Raw genomic sequence first — 14,880 nt, 5'->3', positions numbered from 1 at the left:
AGGAGAGTATTATGGATGCTACAGGTGTTTTGTTGTTGATGGTTCCGGCGTTGTTGGCGGTGGTGCTGGGGGCTTTGTTTATCCCCAGGATTTTACTGGTCGCCTATAGGAAGCGGCTGTTTGACCCTGTTAGCGACAGAAAGTTGCACACAAGGGTTATTCCCCGTTTAGGAGGAATATCTTTTGTGCCTATACAGTGTTGCCTATTTGCTTTAACCGTTGTTTTGGTCTTTAAATTCGGGATTGGAAGCTGGGGTGTGCAGTCATGGGCGCTTATTCCTCATTTTGCCCTGCTGTTTTGTGGGCTGCTCGTTTTGTATATGCTTGGCCTTGGAGATGACCTGATTGGGATAAGCTTTAAGTGGAAATTTTTCTTTCAGGTAGTCGTGGCTTCTTTTTTTCCGCTTTCAGGGCTTTGGATAAACGACTTCTATGGCCTGTTTTCTATTGAAAGCGTGCCGGCATGGTTCGGTATGCCGCTCACAGTTTTTATAGTAGTGCTCATCATTAACGCCATAAACTTAATGGATGGTCTGGACGGCTTGTGTGCAGGTTTAGTGGGGATCGGATGTTTGGTTTTTGGCCTGTTATTCTATTTCGCAGGGGCATATGTCCATGCACTTTTTGCGTTTATAACAACAGGTGCTGTAATTCCCTTTTTCTACTATAATGTGTTTGGAGTCGGGCATAAAAAAAGAAAGATATTTATGGGCGATATTGGCAGCACGACGTTGGGCTACTCGATCGCATTTTTAGCCATAAGTTTCATTATGAATAATTCATTTATAAAGCCCTATTATAACAATTCTATTGTAGTGGCTTATTCTGTTTTATTATTACCGGTATTGGATGTGGCCCGAGTGATGTTTATACGATGGAGAAGCGGAAAGCCGCTTTATTGTGCCGACCAAAACCACTTGCACCACCTTCTGCTGCGCTCGGGTATGCCGAGGAAGGGCGTCATGCTTTTTATGTTTGCTATCAACTTATTCTATATCATATTTAACGTGTTGGCAGTTCAGGTTATGAACAATAATTTGATATTGATTTTGAATCTACTGATGTGGGGAGGCTTTTATTTTGTCTTCTCAAAGATTGATAAACACCAAATGGTAGAGCAAGAGGAGGTAGGCGTATTGGATCCAGGTATTAAAGAAACAAGATGAAAGTAGCAATAATAGGCGGTTCAGGATTTATTGGCACGAATGTAATTCGATTGCTTCAAAAGGATGAAGGGTATGACCTGCAGAATCTGGATAAACGGCAAAGTGCTGCGTGCCCTGAGATAACAAGGCTGGTTGATGTGACAGATAGAGATCAATTGCTAGAAGGCTTAGTTGGCGTGGACGTAGTGGTGTTGTTAGCTGCTGAACATCAGGATAATGTGCAGCCCATCTCTCTTTATTATGAGGTGAATGTAGAAGGTATGAAAAATGTGCTGTATGCCATGAATCAAAATGGAATTAAAAGACTGGTGTTTACAAGCTCTGTAGCTATCTATGGTTTGGATAAAGACAACCCCGACGAATCTTTCCCCGCCGATCCTTTCAATCATTACGGAAAAAGCAAGTGGGAAGCAGAATTGGTATTGCAGGAATGGTATGCCAAGCATGCGGATTGGAATATCAATATCATCAGGCCGACAGTTGTGTTTGGAGAGGGAAATAGAGGAAATGTTTTCAACCTATTGAACCAAATAGCTTCCAGTCGTTTTATGATGATAGGAAAAGGCAGGAATGAAAAGTCTATGTCCTATGTAGGAAATATTGCGGCTTTTGTTGCTTTTTTGTTAAAAATAAAGGTTAGTGAGAGTGAATATGAGGTGTATAATTATGTAGATAAACCCGATCTTACAACAAATGATATTGTTTATAATACTGGGAAAGTATTGAAGAAGCCTATTTCAGGCCTGCGCATTCCTTACTGGATCGGGATGTTGGGTGGTTATGCTTTCGATGTATTAGCTTTTATGACACGAAAGAAGTTTGCAATCAGTTCGGTGCGTGTGCGTAAGTTTTGTGCAGTAACAAAATATGATGCTAAAAAAGTAGCTGCATCGGGTTTTGTTCCACCTTTTGCATTAGAGGAAGGTTTAAAAAGGACCTTGTTGGCAGAGTTTGGCGGTGATGATTTATAGTTTTTTGTGAAGATGAGTACTATTAGAGTAGCTTATAAAAAGATAATGAATTTTGGCGATGCGCTTAGTCCGGTTTTAGTTTCGGAGCTGAGTGGCTGCGAGGTGGTTAACTTTAAAGGAAGTGAGTCTGTGACAAAAAAAATACCCCTTTTGGATAGAATATTTTCTAATACCGACCAAGAGCAGCAGAGTAAAGAAACTATTCTCCCAGCTAAAACACTAGTTGGCTTAGGCTCGGTGATGGCGCTGACAGACAAATATTCTTGTATATGGGGGACAGGTTTTTTAAACTACAATGAAAAGTTTAAAGGGGGAAAGACTTTTGCGGTGAGGGGGAGGCTGACACATGAAAAGTTGGAAAGAGACGGCTTTGAAGGATGTAAAGTATGGGGAGACCCTACACTTTTACTTCCTTTCTGGATAAGTAATGACGAGCCTGTTATCTATAAATTGGGTATCGTTCCACATTGGTCGGAAGTAGAGTATTTTCAGTCAAAGTATGGCGAAAAATATAAAGTGATAGATGTAAGGACATTGGATGTGGAAGGGGTGGTAAAAGAAATAAGACAATGTTCGTTTATATTGTCGAGTTCTTTAAAAGGTCTGATTGTGGCACACGCTTATGAGATACCTGCCTTATGGATAAAAAAAGGATATACAGGAACGGATGACTTTAAGTTTCATGATTACTTCAGTACTGTTGATATTCCTTCATATAGAGGTTTTTCCAATTGGAAAGAAATATTAGAGAGTGAGGAAGAATTAAATATGTTTTTTATAGAAAATAGAGATAAATATAAAATCAATAATTCACTCCGTGAAATACAGTGCCAATTATTGAAAGCAGCACCCTTTGAACTGAAGGAAAAGTATAAATTGATAAGCAATGAACGAGTGAAAAATACGTGATTAAGTAATATGCATTCAAATAAAAGTCAAACAATAGCGAAGAATACTGGTTTCCTTTATTTTAGGATGTTATTTAATCTCGCTGTGACATTGTATACTTCAAGGGTAGTATTGGAGGTTTTAGGAGTTGAGGATTTTGGTATATATAATGTGACAGGAGGGGTGATTGCGATGTTTTTCTTTTTGACGACTTCACTGTCCAGTTCTACACAGCGCTTTCTCACCTTTGAAATGGGCCGAGAAGGAGAAGGAAAACTGGAGCGGGTTTTTAACGTCAGTTTCTCCATTCATATGATAATAGCTGGTTTAATTATTATATTAGGAGAAACAATTGGGTTGTGGTTTGTACAGAATAAACTTGTGATACCTGAAGGTAGGATGCATGCGGCTTTGGCAGTCTACCACCTCTCGATTGTTATGGCGGTTCTAGGGATAATCAATGTTCCATTTACAGCTCTTATCATAGCAAGAGAGCGAATGAATGTATTTGCTATTGTCTCTATTGTAGAGACATGTTTGCGGTTGCTGATTGTATTTGTCCTTCTTGTGATCGCCTATGATAAGCTGATATTATATGCGGTTTTGTCTGGCCTGGTCAGTTTCCTAATATTCCTAATTTATCAAGTGGTATGCCGTAAGAATTTCTCTGAATCCCGATTGAAGAAATTGATTTGGGACAAGGACCTATTTAAGCAAATCGGGGGATTTGCGGTTTGGGTAATGAATGGAAACTTGGCGGTAATGGGGTATACGCAAGGATTAAATATATTGTTGAACCTTTTTTTTGGACCAAGTGTAAATGCCGCAAGAGGAATCGGGGTACAGGTCCAAAATGCGGTTACAGGGTTCTCTTCCAATTTTCAGACTTCGATCAACCCACAGATTACAAAAAGCTATGCCTCGGGCGACCTGGCATACATGCATAAATTGATCATCACAGGGTCGAAGCTTTCTTTTTTGCTCTTGTTCATGATTTCTTTGCCGATTGTAATAGAAGCCAACTTTGTCTTGAATCAGTGGTTGGTCAGTGTACCAGAGTATAGTGTGAGCTTTGTTCGTCTGACATTGGTGATTGCATTGATAACCACATTGAGCCATTCTCTAATTGTTTCTGTGCATGCTACCGGCAAATTGAGAAAATTTCAATTGATAGAAGGAACAATATTGTTGCTTATCGTACCGATAGCCTATTGGTGTCTGAAGCTGGGCTATCCGCCCGAGTGCGTTTATGTCATACACCTATTGGTTGCGGTTGTGGCACAGATTGCAAGGATTGTGATCGTATTACCGATGATAAATATGTCCATCATGGATTATATTAACAAAATCGTATTACGGATTATTCCTAGCTTCTTTTTAGCAGTGCTTATTACCGTAATTCCATTTTATTATATGGATGAAAACTGGCTTAGGCTATTTATGGTATGTCTGGCAGCTGGGTTTTCTGTGGTAGCATTATCATATACTACGGCGCTGGATACAAGAGAAAGGGACGTTTTAACGGGCTTGGTGAAGTCATTTATTAAATAATCATTAGAAATATTGTCTGATGAAGTTAAAAAAGAGTAGCGGTTTATGAAGGATTTTTCTGTTAGTGTAATTGTTCCATTCTATAATGCGGAATCGTATATCGAGAAATGTGCACATAGTCTGTTTAGTCAGACGCTAGAAGGTATACAGTTTGTCTTTGTAAATGATAAAAGTACGGATGGAAGTGTAGAACGATTGAATAATGTGATAAAGCAATACCCATCTAGGGCGATGGATGTTGTAATAATTAATCATGAGAAGAATAAGGGAGCTGCAACATCTAGAAATACGGGAATTGAGCACGTACAAGGAGAGTACATTGGTTGGGTTGATGCGGATGATTGGGTGGAGCAAGATATGTTTGAAATGATGTATAACCAAGCTGTAACAAAAGATTTGGATATCGTTTGGATAGATTTTTATAATAGTTATGGAGAGAAAGAGAGGTTGATTAGTCAGGAGTGTGATGGTAATAATCTGGAATATATTAAAAAAATGCTTAATGGACGACTTAGTGGAGTAATGTGGAATAAGCTAACAAAAAGAAGTATTTATATAGAAAATGATATCCGTTTTCAAGATGGATTGGATATGGGAGAGGATTTGAGAGTGAATGTACAATTATTTTATTATTCACGTAAGATAGAGTATTTAAAAGGTGTGTTTTATCATCATTTTAAAATGAAAATAGATTCCATTACAAGAATATCTTTTTTTAAGCCAAAGATAAACCTGGATTGGTTAGAGAATACAAAGGCGATTATTGCTTTTGCGCAAGATTGTGGGATCGAATTAAGTGAGACAGAAGTTGGCTTAATGAAATTGGGCCCTAAGGTGAACTTATTAGTTAGAGGTGTTGATATAAATACTTTTAAAACCTGGCGTATTATTTTTCCTGAAGCGAATAGGTTTATTTGGAAAACAAGTCTCCCTTTTCATTATAAAATAATAGGTTGTTGTGCAGATAAGGAATATTGGTTTTTATTGAATTTGTGGATAAAGTTAAAAAGGTTGTTCAAAAGAAATGAAATAGGAAGTTAGATCGCATATAATTACTAAAAAGAGCTTATCATGAGGAAAATAATAGGATATACTACAGGTGTTTTTGATTTGTTTCATATGGGGCACTTAAATATATTGAGAAAGGCAAAAGAACATTGTGATTATTTGATAGTTGGAGTTACTACTGATGAAATTGCTTTTGAGATGAAACGAAAAGCACCCGTTATACCTTTTGAAGAAAGGTTGTCAATTGTTGCAAATATCAAATGTGTTGACCAAGTTGTGGCTAAAGAAGAAATAGATAATGTAATTGCGTGGAAGAACCTGAGATTTAATGTATTTTTTAAGGGTGATGATTGGAAGGGCACAGAGAAAGGAAATGCATTAGAAAAAAGCTTTAATAGTCTGGGCGTTAAAGTTGTTTATTTTCCATATACAGAGGGCACCTCTTCCACCCATTTGCAGGAAGTATTAAAAAAAATGTTAGGTTAATTATGGAAGGATTTAAAAATAAATTTCAGACAGATAGGTATACTGTATTTCAAGTCGGTAATTGGATTATTAGTTTACGTCCGCAGCAAGTGACAATCGGATCATTAATTGTGTTTTTAAATAGACCCTGTACGGATTTAAGTAATCTTACAGAGGAGGAGTCTCTGCATTTAGGTGAAGTGTTTAAGTTTGTCAATAAGCTATTAAAAAGCTCGTTTTTGCCTGATAAAATCAATTATTTAGCTTTAATGATGGTGGATGACCAAGTTCATTTTCATGTTATCCCGCGCTATAAAACCAGTGTTGTTTTTGAAGGAAAACAATATGAAGATATAGCTTGGCCTAAACCTCCTAATCTTATGGAAGCTTTATCTTTGTCAGATGATGTGGTCGAGAGTATCTGTGAGTATTTGAAGATAAGTCCTAAAAGTGAATAAAAAAATCTTCTGAAGTTATTGTAAAAGGTAAAAAAAATGGTCCAAATGAATAAAGAGGAAGTGTTAGTAGGTCAAATCTATAAAATAAAAATACTTGATATATTTAAAGCCTTTATAGAAATCTGCGAAAAACATGACTTACAATATTTTTGTCATGGAGGTACAGCCATAGGTGTTGTGCGGCATCAAGGATTCATACCTTGGGATGATGACATCGATGTTTTGATGCCTCGACCAGATTATGAGAAGTTTTTAAGATTGTTTCCCGCTCTTGACCAATCCAGATATGAACTTATGGTTCCAGGCGAAGAATTTTCATATTATCTGCCTTTTACCAAAATGTGTAATTGTAATACAACTCTTATGGAGTTTGAGCATATACCTTGTGTTTTTGGTGCCTTTATTGATATTTTCCCATTAGATGGAGCCTCCTTTAATGAGGGAGTTAGAGAAAAAGATTGGTTGAACTTTAGAAGGACAGCTAATAAACTTATGATTTTACCTAAAACCAGATATTCAAATATTAAATGGTTTTTTGATCGCTTATTTAAGTTACAATTTAGAACGGCATTGAACGAAATTCGTTGTTCCTTTAATAAAAAGTCTACTTATAAGGATGTGCATCATATATTAAGAAAAATAATGACTCGAAATACATATGAAAAATCGAAATATGTGGGAAGTTATGGTAGTCAATTTGGTGTAAAAGCTTTTTGGCCTAAGGAATGGTTTGAAAGCTATGAAATTATGTCTTTTGAGGGATTAGAAGTTAGAATTCCTGCTGCATATAATTTGATTTTAGCTCAAGTGTATGGAAATTATATGGAATTGCCTCCTATAGAAAAGAGAGTTTCTCAGCATCATGTAGCCTACTTAAATTTAGAAAAAAGGATAAATATTGATGAAGTTTTGATATTAATTAAAAAGTAAAAAATGATGATTACTATACCACTAGTTTTTTGCTTTGATGATAATTGGTTGCTGGCAGCAGGCGTATGCTTGACTTCATTATTGGAGAATGCTAAAAAAGACACCTTTTATGATGTATTCATCTTGCATGCAACTGACGCAACTTTCCAAAAAAGTGGTACACTGGAAAAGTTAACCTCTATTTATGATAATTTCAAGTTAAGCTATCGTTCTGTAGGTTCACAGTTTAAAGAGGGGTTTGAGATCCGGGGAATCACAAACTCTACGTATTTCCGATTGTTAATCCCTGAAGTGGTGCCCGAATATGATAAGATCATGTATCATGATGTAGACGTTATTTTTCAGGATGATTTATCTGAAATATTCTTAAAGACTGATATGAGTAATTCTTATGTAGCAGGTGTTGTTTCTCCAGGGGGATTAGTTAAGCATACGAGAGAAAAGAGAGAAAAGTTGGGGTTGAATTGGAAGGAATATATTTTGGCAGGTAATATTATCATGAATGCTAAAATGATGCGGAATGATGGAATAGTGGATTTATTTAAAAAGGAAGTCGCAACCTCTCAGTATGAATATCAGGATATGGATATTTTAAATATTGTTTGTAAAGGAAAAATAAAAACATTGTCGCCTGTTTTTTGTGGAACAATAGAGGTGTTTAAGTTAGCCGCCAAAAAAGAAAATCAACCTTTATATGCTCTGTCTGAGTTGGGAAAAATACACAATAAGGGCGTAATACATTATAACGGGCCGAAACCATGGGATGGTTGGTGCCCTAATTTTGACATTTGGTGGGAGTATTACAGGAGATCCGTGTTTTTTGACCCAACATATTATTTTGATTTTTACACTTCGAAGTATGATGAGCTGGATAGATTGGGAGAGGCAAAGCTGATGAAGTTATTGCTACGTAGGATAGCCAAACGTCTTAATGTTTTAAAAATAAAAAAATGATATCGATTTGAATGCATCTAAAATGAAACACGCTTATCTGATACTGACACATGATGAACCAGAGGTTTTGCAATTATTACTACAGGCTCTGGATGACTATCGCAACGATGTGTTTATTCATTTTGATCGTAAGTGTGAGGTTGTGCCTGAGATTATAACGGATAAATCTAAGGTTTTTATTTTGGAGGATCGTCTAGATGTGCGTTGGGGAGATCAATCGCTAGTTGAAGTAGAGATGCTTTTGTTTGAGCGAGCTTACCAACGACAAGAATATAGTTACTACCATTTGCTTTCGGGAGTGGATATGCCTATAAAATCGCAGGATTATATCCATAGTTTTTTTGAAGAACATAAGGGAAAAGAATTCATCGGTTTTACACAAGGGGATACGGATGCGGAGATAACACGTAAAGTGAGACGTTATCACGCTTTTCCTAAAGAATTTCGTTTAAAAAATGGAGTAAGAGCTTTTTTTATGAAAGCGATACGTAAGATTTTTTTAGAACTACAGGTTGTTTTTCGAATTAAGAGACACAGTAGTATAGTGTTTAAAAAGGGGACAAACTGGGTAAGCGTAAGTAATGATTTAGTTGAATTGCTGTTATCGAAGAAAAGGGAAATTCAGAAAATGTACACCTATTCTTTTTGTGCAGATGAGATTTTTATACAGACTATATGTTGGAATTCTAAGTTCAAAGATCGGGTATATGATTTAGAAAATTCAAGAAACAGTAGTAAACGAATGATTCGATGGAAAAATAATGAGATAAAAGACTGGAATAAAGAAGATGTGGTTTTTTTATTAAAGTCGACCGGTCTTTTTGCACGAAAATTCTCAAAAAGAACGATAGAGGTTGTGCATGCAATACAGCAAGGTATTCAATTAGAAGAGGAGGATTATGACTGTTAGCATAATTATACCTATCTATAATGTGGAACGTTACATAGAAAAATGTGTGTGTAGCCTGATGGAGCAGACGTATGAAGATATACAGTATATTTTTGTGGATGATGCTTCACCCGACGGAAGTATTGCGTTATTGAAGAAGGTACTAAAAGATTATCCTTTACGTAGTACAGAGGTGAAACTACTGGTGCATGAAAAAAATAAAGGATTACCAGCTGCAAGAAATACAGGCGTAGCACACGCAGAGGGAGACTATATATATCATTGCGATAGTGATGATTGGATGGATGAAGATTGTATTCAAGAAATGTTGTCAACAGCGGTGGAGCAGAATGCTGATATTGTATACACGGATTGGTACCTGACATTTTATAAAAATGAACGTTATATGCGGCAACCATATTGTACAGATCCCAAGCAAGCATTAAGTGCAATGTTGGATGGTTCTATGAAGTACAATGTGTGGAACAAGTTGATCAAGCGGGATCTGTATGTTAAGAATTCAATCTGTTTTCCGGAAGGAAAAGGAATGGGCGAAGATATGACAATGATCAAACTCTTTGCACACGCGCAAAAAGTAGCCCATATACCGAAAGCTTACTATCATTACATGCAGACGAACTCTACAGCATTTACCAAAAAATTTAAAGAGAGTCATTTAAACGATATTTTAGAGAATACGCAGAATACTATAGCCTATTTAGATGAAGTGTTCGGCAAAGATATCTTTTTAAAAGAGTGCTTTTTTTTCCAATTAAATGCAAAGCTCCCACTTTTATTTAGCGAAGATAAGAATATGTTTTCAGTATGGCGTTCTTTGTTTACCGAGGCACATCCCTATATTAAGATGAACCCATCATTTTCGAATCGAACTAAATTTATTCAATATGCGGCTACAAAGAAACAAGATTGGGTGATCCGTATCTATAATCTGATTTTGTTTCGATTTGTATATGGTTTCCTCTATAAGTAGTTATTTATGAGGTTGATCAAGTATTTCTTATTAGGCACTATTGTAAGCATGTATTTCTTCTCTTTTGGCTTTACTTTTTTGCCAGAACAGATAAATACTAAACTTATTTTTGCTGTTTTAGGGGTTTGTTTAGCCGTCTTTAGGTCAATACAAGCGGGTGTTGTAGAAATAAATAGTAAGTTAATAGCTGCAATTTGTTTTGCTGTTGTGTTCTCTGCTATAGGCTATTTCTCGATGGATTATAATTATTCATCAGACTCCTCTTACGCAACTTATATTATCAGCTTTTCGGTATGGATGTTTGCTGGATATTTTGTAATTATTTGTCTAGGGACAGTACATGATAAAGTTGATTTTGTTCTCCTAACCTATTATTTAGTCGCTGCTTGTGTTGCACAATGTTTTTTGGCATTAGTAATTGACAATAGTCCAATTGTAAAAACAGTTGTAGATCGATATATAGAACAAGGACAGACTTTCTTAAATGATATAGGGAGATTGTACGGAGTAGGCGCTTCATTGGATAATGCGGGTGTACGTTTCTCTATTGTATTGCTGATGCTTTCCGCGGTTTTAATAAATAGCTGGAAAGTGCAGAAGGACACCCTGATGTTACTTTTATTTTTGAGTGCTTTTATTGTGATTATTACTGTGGGGAATATAATTGCAAGAACTACCAGTGCAGGAGCAGCACTTGCTTTAATTTATCTATTTTTTGGTACAGGAGTATGGCGGTTTCTAATGAAGAAACAACTTGTGAAATTGTATCTTTTTTTTGTTCTTATTCTTGTAATCGTCGCTTTTTTAGCAAATTATCTTTACAAGACTAATGATGTTTTTCACGATTATATGCGTTTCGCATTCGAAGGCTTTTTTAATTGGATGGAGAAAGGTGAATGGAAAACGAGTTCTACAGATCGTCTAAACTCAGTGATGTGGATATGGCCCGATGCTAATGATTATAAAACCTGGTTGATTGGGAAAGCAACTTTTGATGATTGGCACGCGGTAGGAACGGATATTGGATATTGTCGTTTTGTGTTTTATAACGGCCTATTGGGGCTGTTCACATTCTCTTTGTTTTTTGTTTACAATGCTTGGGCGTGTAGTCAGTTGTTACCAGGCTATGCATTATTTTTCCTCTTTTTGTTGGCATTGGGTTTCGTCATCTGGCTTAAAGTAGCTACGGATTTGTTTTTAATATATGCACTGTTTTATAACATAGGTAATAGAGAAAGGAGTACGAGATGAAAATTATCTATAACATAGCAGGCTTATTTAATGCTGGAGGAATGGAGAGGGTACTGACCAATAAAGCGAATTATTTAGCAGATCTGGGGCATGAAGTGATGATTGTGACAACCGATCAGAAAAATAGAGAGCCATATTTTGAATTAAATAAAGCAATAAAGCATATTGATCTGGGAGTTGATTATCAGGAAATACAAGGATTAGGCTTGGTTTCAAAAATTATGGCCTACAGGCGAAAGCAGCATATACATAAAAACAAGCTGAAGGTTGTACTGGAGGAACTAAAAGCAGATATCGTGATAAGCATGTTCGATCATGACGTGTCTTTTTTATATAAGGTGGGAGATGGCAGTAAAAAAATAGTAGAGATACACTTTTCTCGTTTTAAAAGATTGCAATATGGGAGAAAGGGATGGTGGCGCATTATTGATAAGTTGAGAAGTGACCGAGATATGCAGGTGGCAAAAAAATATGATCGGTTTGTCGTACTAACAGAAGAAGATAAAGGTTATTGGGGCGACTTAGATAATATGGAGGTGATACCAAATGCAAATAGTTTCGTGCCTACTACCTTAGCAGAATTGAATAATAAAGTAGCTATTGCGGTAGGGCGATACGATTACCAGAAGGGTTTTGACGACCTGATAAAAATATGGGCGATGGTGCAGCCAGGATTCCAGGACTGGGAATTGAAGGTGTATGGAACAGGCGATATGGAGGCGGAGTTAAAAAGCATGATAAAAGACTTAGACTTAGACCGAAATGTACAGTTGTGTGAGCCTATCAAAAATATTGAAGAAGCTTACCTAAACAGTTCTATTTATTTAATGACCTCGCGCTACGAGGGCTTGCCCATGGCGCTGTTGGAAGCACAGGCCTGTGGGCTTCCACTGCTTTCTTACGCATGCAAATGCGGACCCCGTGATATTATAGAAGATGGGCGCAATGGCTATTTAGTACCGCAAGGTAATAAGGTGGACTTTGTAGGCAGGTTGCGCGAAATGTTGAGTAATGATGCGCTGAGAAGAGAGATGGGAAAGGAAGGGAGGCTTCGTTCGCAGCGTTTTTCGGAAGAAGTAGTTATGCAGCAGTGGACTAAATTATTTGACGATGTTTTAAACCAGAGCTAATGAAGACAATAGTTATATCAGCAGTTAATATTGTGGAAGCGGGGCCATTGGCTATTTTGCGTGATTGTTTGCATTACCTGTCGCAGTTGGCTGCTAGTGGAGGTTATCGTGTGGTTGCTGTAGTGTATAAAAAAGAATTGGCAGACTTTCCTAACATTGAGTATATAGAAACACAGTGGCCTAAAAAAAGGTGGATTAACCGCTTGTGGTATGAATATGTATCCATGAAGAAATTAAGTGAAGAGATTGGGCAGGTATACCTTTGGTTCTCTTTACATGATACCAGTCCGCGGGTGAAGGCTGTACGTCAGGTGGTTTATTGTCATAATTCTTTTTCGTTTTATAAATGGAGCTGGAGGGATATTCGTTTTGCTCCAAAAATTGTGTTGTTCTCAATCTTTACAAAATATATTTATGCATTGAATATTTCTGCCAATAAATATTTAGTTGTGCAGCAAGATTGGTTTAGGGAAGCAATGATCAGAAATTTTAATTTTTGCGCTGAAGATGTGATAGTGGCTAAGCCTGAGCAAAGGGCTTTTGTAAAACCAGAATTGGGGGAAGATGAAGTAGATAGTTATTCGTTTCTGTTTCCAGCATCACCAAATAGTCATAAGAATTTTGAGTGTTTATGCGAAGCAGTAGCATTATTGGAAAGCAGGGAAGATGTTCCTGAGTTTAAGGTCTATATCACGATTAGTGGATACGAAAATGCATATACCCAATGGCTTTATAAAAAATGGAGCAATAAAGGTTCATCATTGCAATGGATAGGCTTTCAAAAGCGAGATGAATTATTCCAGCTTTATAAGAAGGTAAACTGCTTGGTTTTTCCATCAAAATCGGAAAGTTGGGGTTTGCCGATATCAGAGTTTGCGAACTATGACAAACCAATGCTATTGGCAGACATGCCTTACGCGCGGGAAACAGCGACAGGCAGTAAGTTGACCGCATTTTTTAACCCAGATAGACCCGATTGGCTAGCCGAGCACATGAGACGGCTGATTAAAGGTGAAAAAACATGTTTAGCAGAAATAGAATCTGTAGAAATAAAGCAGCCCGTCGTGACGGAATGGTCAGCTTTGTTTGATATACTATTAAAAGAGCGAGATGAAAATATTGCAGGTAGGTAAATTTTATCCAATACGGGGAGGAGTAGAGAAAGTGATGTACGATTTGATGTTGGGGCTTTCGGAGGAAAGGGTACACTGCGATATGTTGTGTGCTTCGACAGAGAACTTTCCTGCTGGCGTGGTAAAATTAAATGAATTTGCGAATTTGATAATAGTGGATACTAAAATAAAATTAGCAGCCACTATGTTAGCACCGGCCATGATAAGCCGATTGCGCAAGATTGCGACAGCTTACGATGTAGTGCATGTGCACCACCCGGACCCTATGGCGGCTTTAGCTCTATTTTTGTCGGGCTACAAGGGAAAGGTAGTGCTGCATTGGCACAGTGATATTTTAAAGCAAAAGAGATTAATGAAGCTTTATGCCCCACTACAATCTTGGTTAATACGTAGAGCGGATTTAATATTAGGCACTACACCGGTGTATGTGAGAGAATCGCCGTTTTTGGAAAAAGTACAGTCGAAATGTGACTACGTTCCCATAGGGGTAGATGATTTTTATAGGCAGGATGAAAAAGCCAGCACAATACGGGAACGGTATCATGGTAAGAAAATTGTTTTTGCTCTAGGCAGATTGGTAGAGTACAAAGGATATGAATATTTAGTTAAAGCAGCAGCCCTATTGGATAATGAAATCCAAATCGTGATTGGGGGAACAGGCCCATTAATGGAGAGTTTAAAGGTGTTGAGTGAGCATTTGGGAGTGACAGATAGAATAGATTTTCTAGGGTTTGTGGCCGATGAAGATGTAGCCGCATATTACCAAGCTTGTGATTGTTTTTGCTTAAGTTCTATTTTGAAGACGGAAGCTTTTGCTATTGTACAGCTAGAAGCGATGGCTTTTGGGAAGCCGATTATATCGACGGCAATTCCAGGGTCGGGCGTGAGTTGGGTAAATCAGCATTTACAGTCAGGGCTTATTGTGCCTGTAGAAGATGAAGTAAGTCTGGCTCGAGCGGTAACAAAGTTAATGACAGATGAAGTATTGTACGAGCAATTGGCGAAGGGTAGCAGAATGCGCTACGAGCAATTCTTTCGGCGAGAGAAGATGGTAGAAAACGCTAAAGAAATATATAGCAAACTTTTATCGTAAAG

General features: G+C 37.3%; 15 protein-coding genes. All 15 read left to right on the top strand.

Features of this window, described 5'->3' with window-relative positions; genetic code table 11:
- Positions 1-11 precede the first annotated feature (11 nt).
- The 15 genes from ORI89_RS02700 to ORI89_RS02630 are packed head-to-tail and all read left to right on the top strand — an operon-like array spanning position 12 to position 14,878.
- A complete protein-coding gene (locus ORI89_RS02700; RefSeq protein WP_268228883.1) occupies positions 12-1,166 on the top strand; it encodes an MraY family glycosyltransferase in 1,155 nt (384 codons plus the stop codon).
- Entirely contained in the window at positions 1,163-2,137 is a 975-nt protein-coding gene (locus tag ORI89_RS02695; RefSeq protein ID WP_268228882.1) for an NAD-dependent epimerase/dehydratase family protein, read from the top strand. Before ORI89_RS02700 ends, ORI89_RS02695 begins: the two co-directional genes overlap by 4 nt.
- Positions 2,138-2,149: 12 nt before the next feature.
- Positions 2,150-3,046, top strand: coding sequence for a polysaccharide pyruvyl transferase family protein (locus ORI89_RS02690; RefSeq protein ID WP_268228881.1), 897 nt, complete (start codon positions 2,150-2,152; stop codon positions 3,044-3,046).
- A gap of 9 nt (positions 3,047-3,055) precedes the next feature.
- Positions 3,056-4,576: a lipopolysaccharide biosynthesis protein gene (locus ORI89_RS02685; RefSeq protein ID WP_268228880.1), complete on the top strand. Its 1,521-nt coding sequence runs from the start codon at positions 3,056-3,058 to the stop codon at positions 4,574-4,576.
- 45 nt (positions 4,577-4,621) lie between these two features.
- A complete protein-coding gene (locus tag ORI89_RS02680; protein WP_268228879.1) occupies positions 4,622-5,617 on the top strand; it encodes a glycosyltransferase family 2 protein in 996 nt (331 codons plus the stop codon).
- Between the two features lie 30 nt (positions 5,618-5,647).
- Entirely contained in the window at positions 5,648-6,070 is a 423-nt protein-coding gene (locus ORI89_RS02675; protein WP_268228878.1) for an adenylyltransferase/cytidyltransferase family protein, read from the top strand.
- A 2-nt stretch (positions 6,071-6,072) separates the two neighbouring features.
- Complete coding sequence (locus ORI89_RS02670; protein ID WP_268228877.1) at positions 6,073-6,507, top strand: HIT family protein; 435 nt, start codon at positions 6,073-6,075, stop codon at positions 6,505-6,507.
- Positions 6,508-6,552: 45 nt separating this feature from the next.
- Positions 6,553-7,437 (top strand): LicD family protein, encoded by an 885-nt coding sequence (locus tag ORI89_RS02665; RefSeq protein WP_268228876.1) that lies wholly within the window; start codon positions 6,553-6,555, stop codon positions 7,435-7,437.
- Between the two features lie 3 nt (positions 7,438-7,440).
- Positions 7,441-8,391 (top strand): glycosyltransferase family 8 protein, encoded by a 951-nt coding sequence (locus ORI89_RS02660; protein WP_268228875.1) that lies wholly within the window; start codon positions 7,441-7,443, stop codon positions 8,389-8,391.
- A gap of 22 nt (positions 8,392-8,413) precedes the next feature.
- On the top strand, positions 8,414-9,301 hold the full coding sequence (locus ORI89_RS02655; RefSeq protein ID WP_268228874.1) for a beta-1,6-N-acetylglucosaminyltransferase: 888 nt from the start codon (positions 8,414-8,416) through the stop codon (positions 9,299-9,301).
- Positions 9,291-10,271 (top strand): glycosyltransferase family 2 protein, encoded by a 981-nt coding sequence (locus ORI89_RS02650; RefSeq protein ID WP_268228873.1) that lies wholly within the window; start codon positions 9,291-9,293, stop codon positions 10,269-10,271. The genes ORI89_RS02655 and ORI89_RS02650 overlap by 11 nt, the downstream gene beginning before the upstream one ends.
- A 6-nt stretch (positions 10,272-10,277) precedes the next feature.
- Entirely contained in the window at positions 10,278-11,522 is a 1,245-nt protein-coding gene (locus ORI89_RS02645) for a hypothetical protein (protein WP_268228872.1), read from the top strand.
- Positions 11,519-12,652: a glycosyltransferase family 4 protein gene (locus tag ORI89_RS02640; protein ID WP_268228871.1), complete on the top strand. Its 1,134-nt coding sequence runs from the start codon at positions 11,519-11,521 to the stop codon at positions 12,650-12,652. The genes ORI89_RS02645 and ORI89_RS02640 overlap by 4 nt, the downstream gene beginning before the upstream one ends.
- The gene (locus ORI89_RS02635; RefSeq protein ID WP_268228870.1) at positions 12,652-13,785 is read left to right on the top strand and encodes a glycosyltransferase; all 1,134 of its coding nucleotides are present in this window, start codon (positions 12,652-12,654) and stop codon (positions 13,783-13,785) included. Before ORI89_RS02640 ends, ORI89_RS02635 begins: the two co-directional genes overlap by 1 nt.
- Entirely contained in the window at positions 13,763-14,878 is a 1,116-nt protein-coding gene (locus ORI89_RS02630; protein ID WP_268228869.1) for a glycosyltransferase, read from the top strand. Before ORI89_RS02635 ends, ORI89_RS02630 begins: the two co-directional genes overlap by 23 nt.
- Positions 14,879-14,880 lie beyond the last annotated feature (2 nt).

Origin of the sequence: Sphingobacterium sp. UT-1RO-CII-1, from assembly GCF_026711005.1 — a bacterium.
GTDB lineage: Bacteria > Bacteroidota > Bacteroidia > Sphingobacteriales > Sphingobacteriaceae > Sphingobacterium.
This window is presented reverse-complemented; position numbering and strand designations above follow the sequence as displayed.

What these genes read in the sequence shown, in the direction of transcription:
- ORI89_RS02700 (WP_268228883.1), top strand. Translation starts at nt 12, where the DNA reads ATGGATGCTACAGGTGTTTTGTTGTTGATGGTTCCGGCGTTGTTGGCG.
- ORI89_RS02695 (WP_268228882.1), top strand. Translation starts at nt 1,163, where the DNA reads ATGAAAGTAGCAATAATAGGCGGTTCAGGATTTATTGGCACGAATGTA.
- ORI89_RS02690 (WP_268228881.1), top strand. Translation starts at nt 2,150, where the DNA reads ATGAGTACTATTAGAGTAGCTTATAAAAAGATAATGAATTTTGGCGAT.
- ORI89_RS02685 (WP_268228880.1), top strand. Translation starts at nt 3,056, where the DNA reads ATGCATTCAAATAAAAGTCAAACAATAGCGAAGAATACTGGTTTCCTT.
- ORI89_RS02680 (WP_268228879.1), top strand. Translation starts at nt 4,622, where the DNA reads ATGAAGGATTTTTCTGTTAGTGTAATTGTTCCATTCTATAATGCGGAA.
- ORI89_RS02675 (WP_268228878.1), top strand. Translation starts at nt 5,648, where the DNA reads ATGAGGAAAATAATAGGATATACTACAGGTGTTTTTGATTTGTTTCAT.
- ORI89_RS02670 (WP_268228877.1), top strand. Translation starts at nt 6,073, where the DNA reads ATGGAAGGATTTAAAAATAAATTTCAGACAGATAGGTATACTGTATTT.
- ORI89_RS02665 (WP_268228876.1), top strand. Translation starts at nt 6,553, where the DNA reads ATGAATAAAGAGGAAGTGTTAGTAGGTCAAATCTATAAAATAAAAATA.
- ORI89_RS02660 (WP_268228875.1), top strand. Translation starts at nt 7,441, where the DNA reads ATGATGATTACTATACCACTAGTTTTTTGCTTTGATGATAATTGGTTG.
- ORI89_RS02655 (WP_268228874.1), top strand. Translation starts at nt 8,414, where the DNA reads ATGAAACACGCTTATCTGATACTGACACATGATGAACCAGAGGTTTTG.
- ORI89_RS02650 (WP_268228873.1), top strand. Translation starts at nt 9,291, where the DNA reads ATGACTGTTAGCATAATTATACCTATCTATAATGTGGAACGTTACATA.
- ORI89_RS02645 (WP_268228872.1), top strand. Translation starts at nt 10,278, where the DNA reads ATGAGGTTGATCAAGTATTTCTTATTAGGCACTATTGTAAGCATGTAT.
- ORI89_RS02640 (WP_268228871.1), top strand. Translation starts at nt 11,519, where the DNA reads ATGAAAATTATCTATAACATAGCAGGCTTATTTAATGCTGGAGGAATG.
- ORI89_RS02635 (WP_268228870.1), top strand. Translation starts at nt 12,652, where the DNA reads ATGAAGACAATAGTTATATCAGCAGTTAATATTGTGGAAGCGGGGCCA.
- ORI89_RS02630 (WP_268228869.1), top strand. Translation starts at nt 13,763, where the DNA reads ATGAAAATATTGCAGGTAGGTAAATTTTATCCAATACGGGGAGGAGTA.